18 protein-coding genes are annotated in these 16164 nt (G+C 66.8%); 14 read left to right on the top strand and 4 right to left on the bottom strand.

Going from position 1 to position 16164, the window contains the following annotated elements; genetic code table 11:
* Nucleotides 1-95: 95 nt before the first annotated feature.
* The 13 genes from KZ491_RS10830 to KZ491_RS10770 all read left to right on the top strand — a co-directional run bounded on the left by KZ491_RS10830 (nucleotide 96) and on the right by KZ491_RS10770 (nucleotide 11471).
* On the top strand, nucleotides 96-1508 hold the full coding sequence (locus tag KZ491_RS10830) for a cryptochrome/photolyase family protein (protein ID WP_222565855.1): 1413 nt from the start codon (nucleotides 96-98) through the stop codon (nucleotides 1506-1508).
* A gap of 87 nt (nucleotides 1509-1595) precedes the next feature.
* A complete protein-coding gene (locus KZ491_RS10825; protein WP_222565854.1) occupies nucleotides 1596-2231 on the top strand; it encodes a sigma-70 family RNA polymerase sigma factor in 636 nt (211 codons plus the stop codon).
* On the top strand, nucleotides 2228-2902 hold the full coding sequence (locus KZ491_RS10820; protein ID WP_222565853.1) for a ChrR family anti-sigma-E factor: 675 nt from the start codon (nucleotides 2228-2230) through the stop codon (nucleotides 2900-2902). The genes KZ491_RS10825 and KZ491_RS10820 overlap by 4 nt, the downstream gene beginning before the upstream one ends.
* Before the next feature lie 82 nt (nucleotides 2903-2984).
* On the top strand, nucleotides 2985-4001 hold the full coding sequence (locus KZ491_RS10815; RefSeq protein ID WP_222565852.1) for an acyl-CoA desaturase: 1017 nt from the start codon (nucleotides 2985-2987) through the stop codon (nucleotides 3999-4001).
* Nucleotides 4002-4004: 3 nt separating this feature from the next.
* Complete coding sequence (locus KZ491_RS10810) at nucleotides 4005-5303, top strand: NAD(P)/FAD-dependent oxidoreductase (RefSeq protein ID WP_222565851.1); 1299 nt, start codon at nucleotides 4005-4007, stop codon at nucleotides 5301-5303.
* On the top strand, nucleotides 5300-6100 hold the full coding sequence (locus KZ491_RS10805; RefSeq protein ID WP_222565850.1) for a DUF1365 domain-containing protein: 801 nt from the start codon (nucleotides 5300-5302) through the stop codon (nucleotides 6098-6100). The genes KZ491_RS10810 and KZ491_RS10805 overlap by 4 nt, the downstream gene beginning before the upstream one ends.
* A gap of 16 nt (nucleotides 6101-6116) precedes the next feature.
* The gene (locus tag KZ491_RS10800; RefSeq protein WP_222565849.1) at nucleotides 6117-7415 is read left to right on the top strand and encodes an SAM-dependent methyltransferase; all 1299 of its coding nucleotides are present in this window, start codon (nucleotides 6117-6119) and stop codon (nucleotides 7413-7415) included.
* Nucleotides 7412-8194 carry a DUF1295 domain-containing protein gene (locus KZ491_RS10795; protein ID WP_222565848.1) on the top strand — a complete coding sequence of 261 codons (783 nt, stop codon included), beginning with the start codon at nucleotides 7412-7414 and terminating at the stop codon, nucleotides 8192-8194. Before KZ491_RS10800 ends, KZ491_RS10795 begins: the two co-directional genes overlap by 4 nt.
* Nucleotides 8191-9264 (top strand): SAM-dependent methyltransferase, encoded by a 1074-nt coding sequence (locus tag KZ491_RS10790; protein WP_222565847.1) that lies wholly within the window; start codon nucleotides 8191-8193, stop codon nucleotides 9262-9264. Before KZ491_RS10795 ends, KZ491_RS10790 begins: the two co-directional genes overlap by 4 nt.
* 31 nt (nucleotides 9265-9295) lie before the next feature.
* Nucleotides 9296-9835: a lipocalin family protein gene (locus KZ491_RS10785; RefSeq protein ID WP_222565846.1), complete on the top strand. Its 540-nt coding sequence runs from the start codon at nucleotides 9296-9298 to the stop codon at nucleotides 9833-9835.
* A gap of 99 nt (nucleotides 9836-9934) precedes the next feature.
* Nucleotides 9935-10384, top strand: coding sequence for a peptide-methionine (R)-S-oxide reductase MsrB (gene msrB, locus KZ491_RS10780; protein WP_222565845.1), 450 nt, complete (start codon nucleotides 9935-9937; stop codon nucleotides 10382-10384).
* On the top strand, nucleotides 10381-10917 hold the full coding sequence (msrA, locus tag KZ491_RS10775) for a peptide-methionine (S)-S-oxide reductase MsrA (protein ID WP_222565844.1): 537 nt from the start codon (nucleotides 10381-10383) through the stop codon (nucleotides 10915-10917). Before msrB ends, msrA begins: the two co-directional genes overlap by 4 nt.
* A gap of 71 nt (nucleotides 10918-10988) precedes the next feature.
* Nucleotides 10989-11471, top strand: coding sequence for an Hsp20/alpha crystallin family protein (locus KZ491_RS10770; protein ID WP_222565843.1), 483 nt, complete (start codon nucleotides 10989-10991; stop codon nucleotides 11469-11471).
* A 71-nt stretch (nucleotides 11472-11542) separates the two neighbouring features.
* On the opposite strand, the gene KZ491_RS10765 is transcribed toward KZ491_RS10770, so the two are convergent.
* The 4 genes from KZ491_RS10765 to KZ491_RS10750 form a co-directional block, all read right to left on the bottom strand.
* The gene (locus KZ491_RS10765) at nucleotides 11543-11920 is read right to left on the bottom strand and encodes a hypothetical protein (protein ID WP_222565842.1); all 378 of its coding nucleotides are present in this window, start codon (nucleotides 11918-11920) and stop codon (nucleotides 11543-11545) included.
* Nucleotides 11921-11999: 79 nt separating this feature from the next.
* Nucleotides 12000-12776: a LytR/AlgR family response regulator transcription factor gene (locus KZ491_RS10760; protein ID WP_222565841.1), complete on the bottom strand. Its 777-nt coding sequence runs from the start codon at nucleotides 12774-12776 to the stop codon at nucleotides 12000-12002.
* Nucleotides 12769-14022 (bottom strand): sensor histidine kinase, encoded by a 1254-nt coding sequence (locus KZ491_RS10755; protein WP_425493144.1) that lies wholly within the window; start codon nucleotides 14020-14022, stop codon nucleotides 12769-12771. Before KZ491_RS10755 ends, KZ491_RS10760 begins: the two co-directional genes overlap by 8 nt.
* Nucleotides 14023-14239: 217 nt before the next feature.
* The gene (locus KZ491_RS10750) at nucleotides 14240-14503 is read right to left on the bottom strand and encodes a hypothetical protein (RefSeq protein ID WP_222565839.1); all 264 of its coding nucleotides are present in this window, start codon (nucleotides 14501-14503) and stop codon (nucleotides 14240-14242) included.
* Nucleotides 14504-14680: 177 nt separating this feature from the next.
* Between KZ491_RS10750 and KZ491_RS10745 the strand changes: the two genes are divergently transcribed.
* Nucleotides 14681-16093: a coniferyl aldehyde dehydrogenase gene (locus KZ491_RS10745; protein WP_222565838.1), complete on the top strand. Its 1413-nt coding sequence runs from the start codon at nucleotides 14681-14683 to the stop codon at nucleotides 16091-16093.
* The last annotated feature ends 71 nt before the right edge of the window (nucleotides 16094-16164 follow it).

The raw sequence follows: 16164 nt of genomic DNA, 5'->3' as shown, positions 1-16164 counted from the left end.
CCTTCGTAGACTGCCGTCCGCCACGACAGAGCTTGTCGCGCGGGTTCAGACACAATCGACCGGGGCGTCGCATGCCTCCACAGGGAGCGTCATTGATGGGTACCGCACTCGTACTGTTCCGCCGCGACCTCCGACTGGAGGACAACCCGGCGTGGAGCACGGCCTGCGCTGAGAACGCTCGGGTGCTTGCGCTCTATGTCCACGCGCCTGAAGAAGAGGGGCAATGGGCACCGGGTGCAGCCAGTCGCTGGTGGCTGCATCGGTCGCTGTCCTGTCTGGATTCGCGCCTGCGGGCCGCCGGCGGCCGCCTGCACGTTGGGCGGGGCGACACCTTGGCTTTCGTGCGCGAGGTCATCGAGCAGGCCGGGGCGACCGCGGTCCACTGGAATCGGCTTTACGAGCCGGCCAGCATTGCCCGCGATACGCACCTCAAGGCCGCGCTGCGCGAGCAGGGCGTAGAGGTTTACAGCCACAGTGGTGCCCTGTGGTCCGAGCCTTGGCAGGTGGAGACAAAGCAGGGTGGCCCGTACAAGGTGTTCACGCCGTACTGGCGCAACCTGCGGCCGCGCTTGACCCCCGCGCCACCGTTGCCGGCGCCCGCCGTTGCTGGATTTGCCGAGGCCGGAAACAGTGTGCCGGTGGACGCGTTGGAGCTCATGCCGCGCATCGACTGGGCCGGCGGCTTGGCGGACGCCTGGCAGCCGGGAGAGGTCGGTGCCCACGAAATGCTGGAAATCTTCGCCGACGATGCGGTGAATGACTACGTCCGATTGCGGGATTTGCCCGCCCGCCACGGCACATCCCGGCTGTCGCCGCACCTGCATTTCGGCGAGATCTCGCCGCGCCAGATCCACCATGAGCTTGACCGCCGTGCCGGTGCCAGCAGCGCGCGCCGGCAGCCCGACATCGAGCCCTATCTACGACAGCTGGGTTGGCGTGAATTCGCCCACCACCTGCTTTTCCACTTTCCGCACACGCCAACCGAAAGCTTCAATCCGCGGTTTGCCCGCTTCCGCTGGGCCGATGCTGATCCGGTCGTGTTGGAGCGCTGGCAACGCGGTCGTACAGGCATTCCACTGGTGGACGCGGGGATGCGCGAGCTGTGGCACACCGGCTGGATGCACAACCGCGTGCGCATGATCGTTGCCAGTTTCCTGACCAAGAACCTGCGCCAGCACTGGCTGCACGGCGCGCGCTGGTTCTGGGACACGCTGGTGGATGCCGATCTGGCCAACAACACGCTGGGCTGGCAGTGGGTCGCCGGCACTGGCGCGGACGCGGCGCCGTATTTCCGGGTGTTCAACCCGGTCACCCAGTCGAAGAAGTTCGACCCGGACGGCACCTACCTGCGGCGGTGGCTGCCTGAGCTCGCCGGCGCGGAGGGCGGTTTGCTGCATGAGCCGTGGAAGGATTCGAGCCTGCTGCGTCGCAGCGGCTATCCGGCGCCGATGGTCGATCTTGCCACGTCGCGGCAGAAGGCCCTGGACGCTTACGCTCGGCGCGGCTGAATCCAAATCGCGGCCGGGCGCGTATGCACAGCATAAATGCCGACCGCAGTGTGCGGTCTGCGGCACGCTTGCTTACGGCGGGAACGTATGATAGCTCCAGACAACGCACTCGCACAGGTGGTGCCCCTCGGGGCAAGACGATCCGTGAGCCAGGCTCCCGTCGATGCTGCACCCGATCCCCGCTACTGGGCATTGCAGATGTCGGCGGTGGCGTCGCAGCGCGACCGCGTGAGCTTCATGCGCATCTACGATTTTTTCGCGCCGCGGCTGCGGCGCTACCTGCGAAACCTCGGTGTGGCCGACCACCTGGCCGAAGAGCTGGTGCAGGACGCGTTGCTTACGCTTTGGCGGAAGGCCGCGCAGTTTGATCCGGCGCGGGCGAGCCTGAGCACCTGGTTGTTCCGCATCTCGCGCAATCTCTACATCGACCATGTGCGGCGTGAACCGCACTGGACGCCGGTCCAGGAAGGTCTGGACCGCATGGACCTGCTCGAGTCGGACCGCCGTGACTCGCAACCCGAGTCCTACACCGACCACGACACGCTCAACCAGGCCATCGACCGGCTGCCGCCGGTGCAGGCCAAGCTGGTGCGCATGTCCTATTTGGAAGCCAAGAGCCATGGGGAAATATCACGTGAGTTGGACATGCCGCTGGGAACAGTGAAATCGTCGCTGCGACGCGCGTTCGCGAAACTCCAGGTCAGCATGGGGAGCCTGGCATGAGGCCGAATCACCATCTCGACGACGCGACTGTGCTCAGCTATTCCGCCGGCGCATTGCCGACCGCCATGAACGTGGTGGCATCAGCGCACCTGGAGCACTGCCCGCATTGTCGCGAGCGCTTGCATGTGGCCGAGCAGATTGGCGGGACTTTGATGCAGCAGCAACGCGGCGACGCGCCGGGCCAGGACGAGCGGAACGCCATGCTTGCGTTGCTGGACCAGGAGCCTGACGCCGCCCCGGCGCCGACAGCGTCGGCAATCATTGCCGATGCGGTTGAACCGCCGGATCGCGATCGCCTGCCGACGGCGCTGCACCCGTGGTTTGGACCCTCCATGCGTGCGCTGAAATGGCGGCGCGTGGCGCCAGGCGTGCAACGCATCCGCGCCGGCGGCGTGGCGGGCGGTGAGCTGATGTTGCTGCGCATTGCGCCGGGCAGCCGCTTGCCACTGCACAGCCATGGGGGAACGGAATTGACCATGATTCTGGATGGCGCCTATGACGACGTGCTGGGGCATTTCGGACCCGGTGATGTTGCCGACCTGGATGGTCAGACCCTGCATCAGCCGGTGACAGCGCCTGGGGTGCCCTGCGTGTGCGTTGCGGCCACCGACGCACCGCTGGTGTTCTCCGGCTGGTTCGCCCGCCGATTGCAGCCCCTGTTCGGCTTTTAAACGCCGGCGCGCGACGTCTGTCGCTGCATCCATAACGCCGGTCGGCCCGTATCGTCTACTGAACACCAACCGGCTGTACCCGATGATCACGCTCCCATCGCCGCCTTCAGCGGCGCCCGCCTCCGTTCGGGACACCGCTTCTGCGCAGCGGGACACCGGCAACCGACGTGCCGCGCGCAGCATCCTGCGCTGGTTCGACTCGGGTGTGGATGCGGCCGCGGATGGGGGCGTCGGACCCGGTAATGGCGCGTTGGACCGGATTGACTGGCTGCGCGCAGCGCCATTCATCGCCATGCATCTGGCCTGTGTCGCGATCCTCTGGGTCGGAGTGTCGCCGGTGGCTCTGGGAGTGGCCGCGGCGCTTTACGTACTGCGGATGTTTGCGATCACGGCGTTCTACCACCGCTACTTTTCCCATCGCACCTTCCGCGCGCCGCGTCCGGTCCAGTTTGTGTTTGCCCTGATCGGCGCCTCCTGCGTGCAGCGCGGGCCGTTGTGGTGGGCGGCCCACCACCGCACCCACCACCGGCACACCGATACCGGCCAGGACCCCCACTCGCCCAACGTGCACGGCTTCTGGTGGAGCCACGTCGGCTGGTTCCTGACCCCGCGCAACTTCCGCACCGACCTGGCGCGGGTGCCGGATCTGGCGAAATTTCCCGAGCTGCGCTGGCTGGACCGCTTCGATGTCGCGGTGCCGATCGCACTGGCGGCGTGCCTGTACGCGTTGGGGACCGGCTTGCAGGCCTTCGCTCCGCAATGGGGCACCAGCGGCGGGCAGATGCTGGTGTGGGGATTTTTCGTTTCCACAACCGTCCTGTTCCACGCCACGGTGACGATCAATTCACTGGCGCACCGCTTCGGCTCGCGCCGTTTCGACACCCGCGACGACAGCCGCAACAACCTGTGGCTGGCCTTGCTCACCTTCGGCGAGGGCTGGCACAACAACCACCATTTTTTTCCCGGATCCAGCCGACAGGGATTCCGTTGGTGGGAGGTCGACCTGACCTGGTACGGCCTCAAGATGATGGCCCTGTTCGGCCTGGTCAGCGGCTTGAAGCCGGTACCCGCATGGGTGTTGGAAAAGGCGAGGCACTGAGCCATGCGCATCGCGGTCGTGGGTTCGGGAATCGCAGGTATGGCCTCGGCGTGGATGCTCTCGCGTCACCATGAGGTGGTGTTGTTTGAAGCCGATGACCGGCTCGGTGGACACACCCATACCCACGATGTCGAGCAGGCCGGCCGGCGCTACCGCATCGACAGCGGTTTCATCGTGCACAACCCGGAGCACTACCCGCTGCTGACCCGGCTGTTCGAGCAGCTCGGCGTCGCCTCCCAGCCGACCACGATGAGCTTCGCCGTGCACAACGAGGCGACGGGGCTGGAGTACAACGCCACCACGCTGGACACGTTGTTCTGCCAGCGGCGCAACCTGCTTTCGCCGCGGTTCCTGGGGATGGTCCGCGACCTGGCCCGGTTCTATCGCGAGGCGCCGGCACTGCTGGAAACCGCGGAGCCGGGTCCAACACTGGGCGACTATCTGGCCGGACGGGGCTACGGTGTAGCATTCCGCGACGAGCATCTTGTCCCCATGGCATCGGCGCTCTGGTCATCCCCGGCCGCGCAGATCCTCGGATTCCCGGCGCGGTACCTGGTCCAGTTCATGGCCAACCACCAGATGCTGCAGGTCAGCGGCCGGCCACAATGGCGCGTGGTGCGCGGGGGCTCGGCGACCTACGTGGACGCATTGCGGGCCCAGTGGGATGTGCTCGAGCGCCTGAACTGCCCCGTGCTCTCGGTGCGTCGCCATCGGCACGGGGCGACCGTGGAAAGTCTGGTCGGCAGCGAGGAGTTCGATCAGGTCGTTCTGGCCTGCCACAGCGATCAGGCCCTGGCATTGCTGGCCGATGCCGACGAGCGTGAGCGCGACATCCTCGCCGCGATGCCTTACCAGGCCAATGAGGCTGTCCTGCACACCGACGCGCGCCTGCTTCCGCGCCGCCGCAAGGCCTGGGCCGCGTGGAATGCGTGGTTGCCGCGCGACCCCACCCAGGCTTGCACCGTCAGTTACTGCATGAACCTGCTCCAGCGCATCGAGTCGCCGAAACCGTTCGTGGTCACGCTCAACCGCAGCGACGCGATCGACCCGGACCAAGTGCTGGCACGGATGCGCTACCACCATCCGGTCTACAGTCACCGCTCGGTGGCGGCGCAGTCGCGCAAGCCCGAGATCCAGGGTCGGCGCAACACCTGGTTCGCCGGTGCGTACTGGGGCTGGGGCTTCCACGAAGACGGCATGCGCAGCGCGCTGGAGGTTGCCACGGGCATGGGCGTGCGTTGGCCGCTCAGTCCGCTGGCGCCGGCACGCTTGACCGCCCGCGACGTGGCGCTTGTGACATGAGTGCCATCGACGGCGCTTCTCCGGACGCCAACGTCGGGCTGCCGCTGGCGAGCGCGGTCTATGAAGGCGTGGTCCGCCATCGTCGCCATGCACCTCATCCGCATGCCTTCAATTACCGGATGGCCCAGTTGTATCTGGATCTGGACGAGATCGATCGGGTGTTCGCCCGGCGCTGGCTGTGGTCTGTTGCGGGTCGCAACCTGGCCGAATTCCGGCGCAGCGACTATCTGGGTCCTGCCGGCCTGTCGCTGGTCGAGGCGGTCCGCCAGCGCGTGGCCGCAGCCACCGGGCAGCGTCCCGAGGGACCGATCCGGCTGCTGACCCACCTTCGCTACGCCGGGCTGGTGTTCAACCCGGTCAGTTTTTATTACTGCTACGCCCCCGACGGGGCCACCCTGACAGCGGTACTGGCGGAGATCACCAACACACCATGGAAGGAACGCCATGCCTACGTGTTGCCGGTCCACACTGCGGATTCGCACGGTCGGGCGTTGCACTGGGAGTTCGCCAAGACCTTCCACGTCTCCCCGTTCATGCCCATGGACTGCCGCTACGACTGGCGCTTCACCCCGCCCGCCGAGGATCTGCGCGTGCACATGCAGGTCAGCCATGCGGGACGGCCGACCTTTGACGCGACCCTCGCTCTGGAGCGTCGGCCGCTCACCAGCGCGTCTCTGGCTAGGGTCCTGTGGCGGTTTCCGCTGATGACCGCGCAGGTGGTGGGCGCGATCCATTGGCAGGCGCTGCGCCTGTGGCTGAAGCGCAATCCGGTCCACGACCACCCTTCCATCCCATGAAGCACGCGAGTCGCCCATGAGCCAGATCGCCAACGCCATCTCCCCTCCGTCCCGTGTCGGCGCACTGGACAGGCTGCTGCGCGCGCAGTTGCTGCGCCGACTGGAAGGGCTGCAGCACGGCCGGCTGGTGCTGGTGGAAGGTGCCAGCGAGCTGATATTTGGCGCTTCCCCCGCCGGTGCGGGCGCCCTTCAGGCGCGTGTGGAGGTGCTGGATCCGGCGTTCTATCGCGCCGTCGCGGCCAACGGCAGTGTCGGTGCCGGCGAGGCCTGGATGGACGGGCTGTGGCGCAGTGATGACCTGGTTGCGCTGGTCCAGCTGCTGGTCCGCAACCGCGACATGGTCGATGGGATGGAGGGCGGACTGGCCCGGCTGGGCGGCATGGCCATGCGCGGCTGGCATGCGCTGCGCCGCAATACCCGCGGCGGCAGCCGGCGCAACATCGCCGCGCACTACGATCTGGGCAACGACTTCTTCGGACTGTTCCTTTCGTCGGACCTGATGTACTCCTCGGCCTTGTGGGCGGGCGCCGGCGACACGCTTGAGATCGCTTCGTACCGGAAACTGGAGCGCATCTGCCAGCAGCTCGAGCTCCGCGCCGGCGACCGTGTAGTTGAGATCGGCACGGGCTGGGGCGGCTTTGCGCTGCACGCCGCCCGGCATTACGGCTGCCACGTCACCACCACCACCATCTCGCGCGAGCAGCACGCGTTGGCCAGCCGGCGGGTCGCCGAGGCCGGACTGTCCGACCGGGTCACGCTGCTGCTGGAGGACTATCGCGACCTCAGCGGCCACTACGACAAGCTGGTGTCCATCGAGATGGTCGAGGCGATCGGCGCGCCATATCTGGATACCTACTTCGCCAAGCTCGGCAGCCTGCTCAAACCCGACGGTCTGGCGCTGGTCCAGGCGATCACCATTGAGGACCACCGCTACGAGCAGGCGCTCAAGTCGGTCGACTTCATCAAGCGCTTCGTGTTCCCCGGCAGCTTCATTCCCTCCATCAATGCGCTGCTGGGCGCCAAGACCCGGGCCACTGATATGGCTCTGGTCGAGCTGCACGACTTTGGCCATTCCTATGCGCTGACCCTGCAAGCCTGGCGTGAGCGCTTCATGGCGCAACTGCCGCAGGTCCGCGCCCAGGGGTTCGACGAGCGCTTCATCCGGCTGTGGGAGTTTTATCTGGCGTACTGCGAAGGCGGCTTCCGAGAGCGCTCCATCGGCGTCGCCCATCTCCTGCTCGCCCGCCCGGGCTATCGCCGGGCGACGCCGGGGCCGGACGAGGCCGCCGGCGTGGCACGCGGGCCAGCAACATGACTGCGTGGGCGCAGCTTGGGATGATCTGGCTGCTGGCCGCGCTGGTGATGACGCTGGGCTGGCGGTGGCAACGCGCGCGAAGCAATGCCGGCATCGTCGACGTGTTGTGGGCGGCGGGCGTGGGCGGCAGTGCGGTGGTGCTGGCGATCACCGGCGACGGCGCGGTCGCAACCCGGGTCGCGTTGGCGGTGCTGGGAGGTGTGTGGGGCGGTCGGCTCGCACTGCATCTGTGGGGCCGGGTTCGCAGCGAGCCCGAGGATGGCCGTTACCGGTACCTGCGCGAGCACTGGAACGGGAGCCAGCTCAAGTTCTTCGCCTTCTTTCAGGCCCAGGCGCTATTGATCGTCCTGTTTGCCTTGCCGTTTGTCGCCGTCGCCGGCAACCCGCGGATGTCGCTGCCCTGGCTCGTCGCAGGGGGCGTGATCTGGATGGTGAGTGTGCTGGGCGAATCCATCGCCGACCGCCAGCTGGACCGCTTCCGCAAGGATCCCGCCAACGCGGGCAAGACCTGTCGTGACGGTCTGTGGCGGTACTCGCGGCATCCCAACTACTTCTTCGAGTGGGTGCACTGGTTCGCCTATGTGTGTCTCGCGGTGGGCTCGCCGATCAGCTGGCTGGCGTGGGCCGGGCCGGCGGTGATGTATGTGTTCCTGCGCTGGATCAGCGGCGTGCCCTACACCGAGAAACAGGCCCTGCGCAGTCGTGGCGAGGACTACCGCAACTACCAGCGCACCACCTCGGTACTTATTCCCTGGTTTCCAAAAAAGGACACAGCATGAACGCCACGACCTCCGAGCTGCCCATGGACCGTCCGGCGCCCGGCCTGCTGGGGCAGGCCGAGCTGGGTCGCATTCCCGACAGCGTGTTGCGCCTGGGTATCCGCCGCCTGTGCGCGCAGCGGTTGCGGGAGGAGCGGGCTGGCGGTGTCGCGGACCAGGCCGCGCGCTACGCCAAACGCATTGCCATGCTTCGGCACAGTCCGGTCGCCATCCATACCGACGCCGCCAACGCCCAGCACTACGAGCTGCCGCCGGCATTCTTCGAGCGCTGTCTGGGCAAGCGGCTGAAGTACTCCAGCGGCTATTACCCGCGCGGCGTCGAATCCCTGGACCAGGCCGAGGAGGCGATGCTTGCGCTGACCTGCGAGCGCGCCGAGCTGGCCGACGGCCAGGACATCCTCGAGCTGGGCTGTGGTTGGGGATCGCTGACGCTGTGGATGGCCGAGCGCTACCCGGCCGCACGCATCGTCGCCGTCTCCAACTCGCACCAGCAGCGCGAGCACATCCTCGCGCGCTGCCGCGAGCGTGGCCTCGCCAACGTGCAGGTGCGCACCTGCGATGTGAACCTGCTCGAGCTGGATGGCGCGGCCTTCGACCGTTGCGTGACCATCGAGATGTTCGAGCACATGCGCAACTACGAGACCCTGCTGGGCCGCATCGGCGACTGGCTCCGACCGGGTGGAAAATTGTTTGTGCACATCTTCGCCCACCAGCATCTGATGTACCCCTTCGAGACGCAGGGCGATGACAACTGGATGGGCCGGCATTTCTTCACCGGCGGGCTGATGCCGGCCTCCGACACGCTGCTGTGGTTCCAGTCCGACTTGCGCATCGAGCAGCGTTGGCATCTGGACGGAACCCATTACCAGCGCACCGCCAATCATTGGCTGGCCAACCAGGATGCGCAGCGCGATGCCGTGATGCGCGTGCTCAGCCAGGCCTACGGCGAGCAGGGCGCCGCGCTGTGGTTCCAGCGCTGGCGGATGTTCTGGATGTCCTGCGCGGAGCTGTTTGGTTTCGATGATGGCCAGCAATGGCTGGTCGCCCATTACCGCTTTGTGCGTCCGTGAATGCGCTAAGCCTTTTCTGCTGGAGAACTCCATGGGCACGTCCCGCAACCTGTTGCTCGCCTGCGGCCTGATGCTGGCCGGACATCCCGCCCACGCCGGCGACCTGCCGGCAATCACGCCCGTGCCGCACGTCGACCTGCCCCGGTTCATGGGCGACTGGTACGTCATCGCCACCATTCCCAGCTGGTTCGAGAAGGACGCGTGGAACCCGGTGGAGACGTACCGGCTCGATCCGGAGGGCCGCATTGCGACCACATTCCGCTACCGTAAGGGCGGCTTCGACGGCCCGCGCAAGCAAATCGACTCGACCGGCTTCGTCACCCCGGGGACCGGCAATGCGGTGTGGGGCGTGCAGCTGGTATGGCCGATCAAGGCGCAATACCTGATCGCCTACCTCAACGAGGATTACAGCCAGACCATCATCGCCCGCGACAAGCGCGACTATGTCTGGGTCATGGCCAGAACCCCCACCATCGCGCCGGCCGACTACGACGCACTGCTGCAGCGGGTGCAGGACCTGCGCTACCCGATCGAGCGGGTGCAAAAGGTGCCGCAGGACGGAACTCCCTGAACCATGCACGCGGCGCGACGGCGCACCATTGTCGTCGCCTTGCGATGCACCGCCTTGACCCGCATTACTGCACTGTTGCCTCGTTTCCAGGAGACCCGCATGAGCCAGTACCGCAAAGATCCCGACGCCATCAAGCAGCTGACGCCCGAGCAGTTCCGCGTCACCCAGCAATCGGGCACCGAAGCGCCCGGCAGCGGCGAGTACCTCCACCTGAGCGAGCCCGGCATCTACGTCGACATCGTGTCCGGCGAGCCGCTGTTCGCCTCGGCGGACAAGTTTGATGCGGCCTGCGGCTGGCCGAGCTTCACCAAGCCGATCGAACCCGCCCACGTCAGCGAGTTTCGCGACACCAGCCACGGCATGGTGCGGGTCGAGGTGCGCTCCACCCACGGCGACAGCCATCTGGGTCACGTGTTCCCAGACGGGCCACCTGATCGGGGCGGGCTGCGGTATTGCATCAACTCGGCCTCGCTGCGCTTCATTCCGCGCGACCAGATGCAGGCGCAGGGCTATGGCGAGTACCTCGACCAGGTGGAGGACGGGCAATGACCACGGAGCGTGCGGTGCTCGCCGGCGGCTGCTTCTGGGGCATGCAGGACCTGATTCGCCGCCAGGAGGGAGTGGTGTCCACACGCGTCGGCTACACCGGCGGCGAGGTGCCCAACGCCACCTATCGCAACCACGGCAACCACGCCGAGGCGATCGAGATCGTGTTCGATCCGGCCCGGACCAGCTACCGCAAACTGCTGGAGTTCTTCTTCCAGATCCACGACCCCTCGACGGTGGACCGGCAGGGCAACGACCGCGGCGCGTCCTACCGCTCGGCGATCTTCACCACTTCCGAGGAGCAGCGCCGCGTCGCGCTGGACACCATCGCCGACGTCGACGCCTCGGGCCTGTGGCCGGGCAAGGTAGTGACTGAAGTCGTGCCGGCCGGTGATTTCTGGGAGGCCGAGCCCGAGCACCAGGACTACCTGCAGCGCTACCCGCAGGGGTACACCTGCCATTTCGTGCGGCCGGACTGGACGCTGCCCCGACGCGCGAACGCGGGAAGCGACGCCGGACCCGCGCGGCAGACTTGAAAGCTGGCGCGACGGACCTACGTTGGTAATGGGGGCCGGTTCCCGCCCCCACGCAGACCAAGGAGACAGTCATGAGCAAGATCGTGCGTAATCCGCAATGGTCCGGCGATGGCAGCAGCCAGGACCCGTTGCGCCAGCTGGTTGATCGAATCTTCGACGGAGCCTTTTCCTCGGCAACCTCCACCGACGAATCATCGGTGGTCACCAGCCGCTGGACCCCGCGGGTGGATATCAAGGAAGAGGCGGACCGCTTCGTCCTCTACGCCGATATTCCCGGGGTCGACCCGACTGAAATCGAAGTCCAGATGGACAAGGGAATGTTGACGATCAAGGGCGAGCGGCGCAGCGAGGAAGTCCGGGAAAGCGAGAACTTCTCACGGGTTGAGCGTCGCTACGGCGCATTCCACCGGCGCTTTGCATTGCCCGACAGTGCCGATCCCGATGCGATTTCCGCGCATGGAGAGAACGGCGTGCTGGAAATCAGCATTCCCAAGCGGCCTGAAACCACGCCGCGTCGAATCCAGGTGGGTGCGCGTAAAACCGGTGACGCCTGATCGGGTGACCGGCGGCGGTGGTCCTGTCCGATCGCCGCCGCTTTTTTCATTGAGTGGCACTCACTTCGGCGTTATTGCCGCGGTCGGTCGCAAACGCTGTCCACCGCATCGTCCTCGGCACTGACGCAGAGGTCGAACCCGGTCAGCCCGGCGATCTGCCGGCTCTCACCGCGGGCGACTGTAAACCGCTCGATCGGGTCGGATTCACACTTACCTGACCGTGCCTGGTCCGGACCGGAGGTCGGCGCGCAACCGTGCGCAAGCACTGTGTAGTGGCACGCTCCGCTGGCGCTGCGCAGGCATTCGAAACGGGCGACTCCGGCCCGGGTGGTGGTCTGGCTGTAGAGCGTATCGGTGCCGTCCACGGTGGTTCGGGTGACGTAACTGCTGCCGCCGATGTCGCAGCCGAACAGCGACAGAACGAAATAGATCAGGGCCAGGAACTTCATAAATCACCTCGTGCAAGCGTGAACGGGTCGGCCGGATGCCGGATTATCCGCAGCGGTCGGTAGGACTGTTCGGCGGTGATCACATGTGCCGGAACAGCGTCATGAACGGTGCGCTGACGGCCAGGGTTTCCGGCCGCGTCTTCAGGCGCACGGTGCCGCGGCCGCTGTCGTCGCGGACGACGCCGGCGATGGCGCGCAGGTTGACGATGGTGGAGCGGTGGATCTGTTTGAAGGTGGTCGGGTCGAGCACCGTGAGCAGCTCCTTGATCGGGGTGCGCAGCAGCGCCTCGCCCTCGGCGGTCATCACGGTGGTGTACTTGTTGTCGGCACGGAAGTAGGCGACATCGTCGACCAGGATCAGGCGTGTCTCGCGGCCGGCGCTGGCGGTGATCCAGGTCAGCGGTTCGGGGGCGTCGACGGCGCGACCGACCGGCGCCAGCCGTTCGAGCAGGGCGGACAGCGCGGCGGCGTCGTTGCTGCCGTTGCGTGCCTGCAGGCGCTGCACGGTCGCCGACAGCCGCTCGGCGGTGATCGGTTTGAGCAGGTAGCCGACCGCTCCGCGTTCGAAGGCATCGATGGCGTACTCGTCGTAGGCGGTGACGAACACGATCTGGCTTGCCGGACTGACTTGGGCGGCGGCAGCGGCGACTTCCAGTCCGGTCAGGCCGGGCATGCGGATGTCGAGGAAGGCGACGTCCGGCCGGTGTTCGGCCAGCGCCTCCAGCGCGCTCGCACCGTCCTCGCATTCGGCAAGGATGTGCAGTTCCGGCCAGGCCTGCGCCAGGCACTCGACCAGGGCCTGGCGCAACAGCGTTTCGTCCTCGGCGACGATGCAGGTGGTGATGGGCTCAGCCATGGTGCGCTACCTCTTCGAAGGTGGCCGGCACGGTGATCGTCGCCGCCACGCCAGCGGGGAAGTTGGCGACCACCGCCAGCGCCGCGTCGCTGCCATAGACCAGGCGCAGGCGCTCGCGCACGTTCTTCAGGCCGATCCCGGTGCCACTGGTTCTGGTATTGAAGCCGTCGCCGTCGTCGGCCACGGTGACGGCGACGACGCCATCGCTGCAGCGCGCGCGGATCCACACCGAGCCGCCGCCGGTGCGCGGCTCCAGTCCGTGCTTGATGGCGTTCTCGACCAGTGTCTGCAACATCATCGGCGGCAGTCTCGTGGCCCGCAGATTCTCTGGCAGGTCGACCTGCACCGACAGACGCGGTCCCATGCGGATCTTCAGGATCTCCAGGTAGGCCAGCGCGCGCTCCAGTTCCTCGCCCAGGGTGGACAGCTCGTTGTCGGTGCTGGGGAGCGAGTGGCGCAGGTACTGGATCAGGTGACCGAGCATTTCGTCGGCACGCGCCGGGTCGCTGCGGGTGAGCAACTGCGCGCTGGCCAGCGTGTTGTAGAGGAAGTGCGGCTCGACCTGGGCGTGAAGCAGGCTCAGCTTGGCGACGGTGAGCTCCTTCTCGGTGGCCGTCTGCGCTGCGTCGGCGCGTTCATTGCGTCGGCGCTCGGCGACCCGGCGGGTGATCGCCCGGGCAATCGCCTCCGCGTTCTCGAAGTTGGTCGCGTCGTCAAACAGGAACCAGTCGCTCCAGGCGAGGGTCTCGGGCTCGCAGATCAGGGTGACGCTGCCGGTGTCGCCGCCGGGGGTGACCGTGGCCAGGATCTGGTTGCGCGGTGCGCCGAACCACAGCATGGGGTTCCAGCGACCCAGCGGCCGGTCGAGATACGCCTCGGGTCGCGCGGCGGTCGCGCGGATCTGCAGGCTGTCGCGAGCGCTCTCGACGGCAACGATGCGCGGCAGTTCCCGGATGGCGGCATCGACCAGATCGAACGCCTCGCCGGCCTCGAACGGAATCTCGACCTGGCGACGGTGCCGGTTGCCCAGGGTCGTCCGGTCGATGCGGTCGGTGATCAGTCGCACCCGGCCGACGTGGGAGAGCGCCCCGATCACCACCAGCGCCATGACGATCATGCCGGCGACCGTGATCGGCCATTCCAGCCGTCCGATCAGCGGCAGTTCCGACCACAGCCCCGCGAACAGCAGGGTGGCCAGCAGCCACGCCAGAGCGATACGGATGACGAAGAACAGGCCCTTGATCACAGAGGTTCCGACGGCGTGGGGATTTCCGTGGAGCATAGTGACCCTGCCGGTGCAGGGGACACGCGCTGCGACCAAACCGCGATTGTCGTGACGGAACGACCGGATCGGTCGATGAAGCGAGGCGCCGCCGACGCGTTTCCGGCGCGGGCTTCCGCAGGAGCGCAGTACCCGGTCGGCCTATCCGGCCGGCGTTGGAGCGCTCCTGCCGGAGCGCATCTCAGCGCACCACCACCGTGGTCGCCTTGTTGGCCACGATGTAATGCTGCAGGTCCTCGACCTCGCGCAGCTTGCCGATCGCGCGCTGGGCGAACTTGCGGGTGGTGATCCGTACATGGCAATTCAGGAACGGTACGTCCGGATCCTTGCCCTTTGAGGAATACACCACGCGGCCATCGCGGTCCCAGCCCAGCACCAGGCGCTGCTGCTGGTTGCTGGTCTGGTAGATCCAGCCTTTCTGGATATCGCTTTCCGCCATTGCCATGTGTGGGTCTCGATCATCAAGGTCGCGTCGGCGAATGCCTCGCGTGCAGCAACCATGATGACAGCGCGCCTGTAACGGTTCCAACCTTGGGGGCGACAACGCAAACGATGGCATTCTCGACGCATCGCCGAGCTTTGCAGTCGGCCTGCGCTTTTCACAAGTCACAAGAGCCTCTCCATGACGACCCCGGCCGCCCAGCTGAACGAGCAACTGCTACGGATGCGTGCCGGCCACGCCGCCGATCCGATGCCGCCGTGGCCGGTACGCGCCGCTCGCCTGCGCACCTTGCAGTCGATGTTGACCGAACAGCGCGACGCATTTGCCAGCGCCATCTCTGCCGATTTCGGCCAGCGCCCGGCGCAGGAGACCGATCTGCTGGAGTTGTTCCCCAGCCTGTCGGGGATCCGCCACGCCCTGCGTCATGGGAGGCGCTGGATGCGGCCGCGCAAGCGCCTGGCCGGTCTGGCGTTCCTGCCCGCGCGTACTGAGTTGCGCCCGACGCCGCTGGGCGTGGTCGGCATCATCGTGCCGTGGAACTACCCGCTGTATCTCGCGATTGGTCCGCTGGTGGACGCGCTGGCCGCGGGCAACCGCGTGATGCTGAAAATGAGCGAGTTCACGCCGCGGTTTTCCGCTCTCCTGGCCGAGCAGGTGGGTCGCTACTTCCAGCCCGACGAGGTTGCAGTCGTCACCGGCGGCGTTGAGGTCGCCGAGGCGTTTTCCGCGCTGCCGTTCGACCACCTGCTGTTTACCGGATCGACCGCGGTCGGCCGCCACGTGATGCGCGCGGCCGCCGCCAACCTGACCCCGGTGACCCTGGAGCTGGGCGGCAAGTCGCCGGCGATCATCGGTCCGGGTGCCCGCTTCGAGGAAGCGGTCGAGCGCATCGTGTTCGGCAAGATGGTCAATGCAGGGCAGACCTGCATCGCGCCCGATTACGTCCTGTTGCCACGCGCCCGCGTCAACGAGTTCATCGGCGTGGCCTGCTCGGTGGTGGCGCGGATGTACCCCGATCTGGAGCGTGCTACCCAGTACGCCAGCATCATTTCCGACCGCCAGTACCAACGCCTGACCGGGTTGCGTGACGGGGCACTGGCGGCGGGCGCACGCGAACACCCCTTGGATGGCACGGCAGCCGATCCGGCGCGCCGGCTGTTGCCGCCGGTCTTGCTCAGCGGCGTCAGCGACGCGATGGAGGTGATGCGCGAGGAGATCTTCGGCCCGCTGCTGCCGCTGGTGCCCTACGACAGCTTCCAGGAGGCGATTGCCTACGTGGCCGCGCGGCCGCATCCGTTGGCGCTGTATGTGTTCGACGAGGATTCGAAGCGCATTGATGCGGTGCTGGCGGGGACCCAGGCCGGCGGTGTTACGGTCAACGACACCCTGTTCCACATCGCCCAGCACGGTCTGCCGTTCGGGGGCGTCGGACCGTCCGGCATGGGCAGCTACCACGGCGAGGCCGGGTTCCAGCGCTTCTCGCACATGAAATCGATCTTCCGCCAGGCCCGTTTCAACGGAGTTGGCTTGCTCAATCCGCCGTACGGCGGGCGTTTCCGCCGGATGCTCGAGCTGCTGCTCAAGCGCGGTTGAGACGGCATCAAGGTGCGTCCCGCGGTCTGCGTGCTGCCGCGCAGCGCTTGATTGTCGGCGCTGACGCCGCC

It is taken from the genome of Novilysobacter antarcticus, assembly GCF_019802285.1.
Classification (GTDB): Bacteria; Pseudomonadota; Gammaproteobacteria; order Xanthomonadales; family Xanthomonadaceae; genus Novilysobacter; species Novilysobacter antarcticus.
Note: the sequence above shows the minus strand (reverse complement) of the source record. Positions and strands in the feature narration are given on the sequence as shown.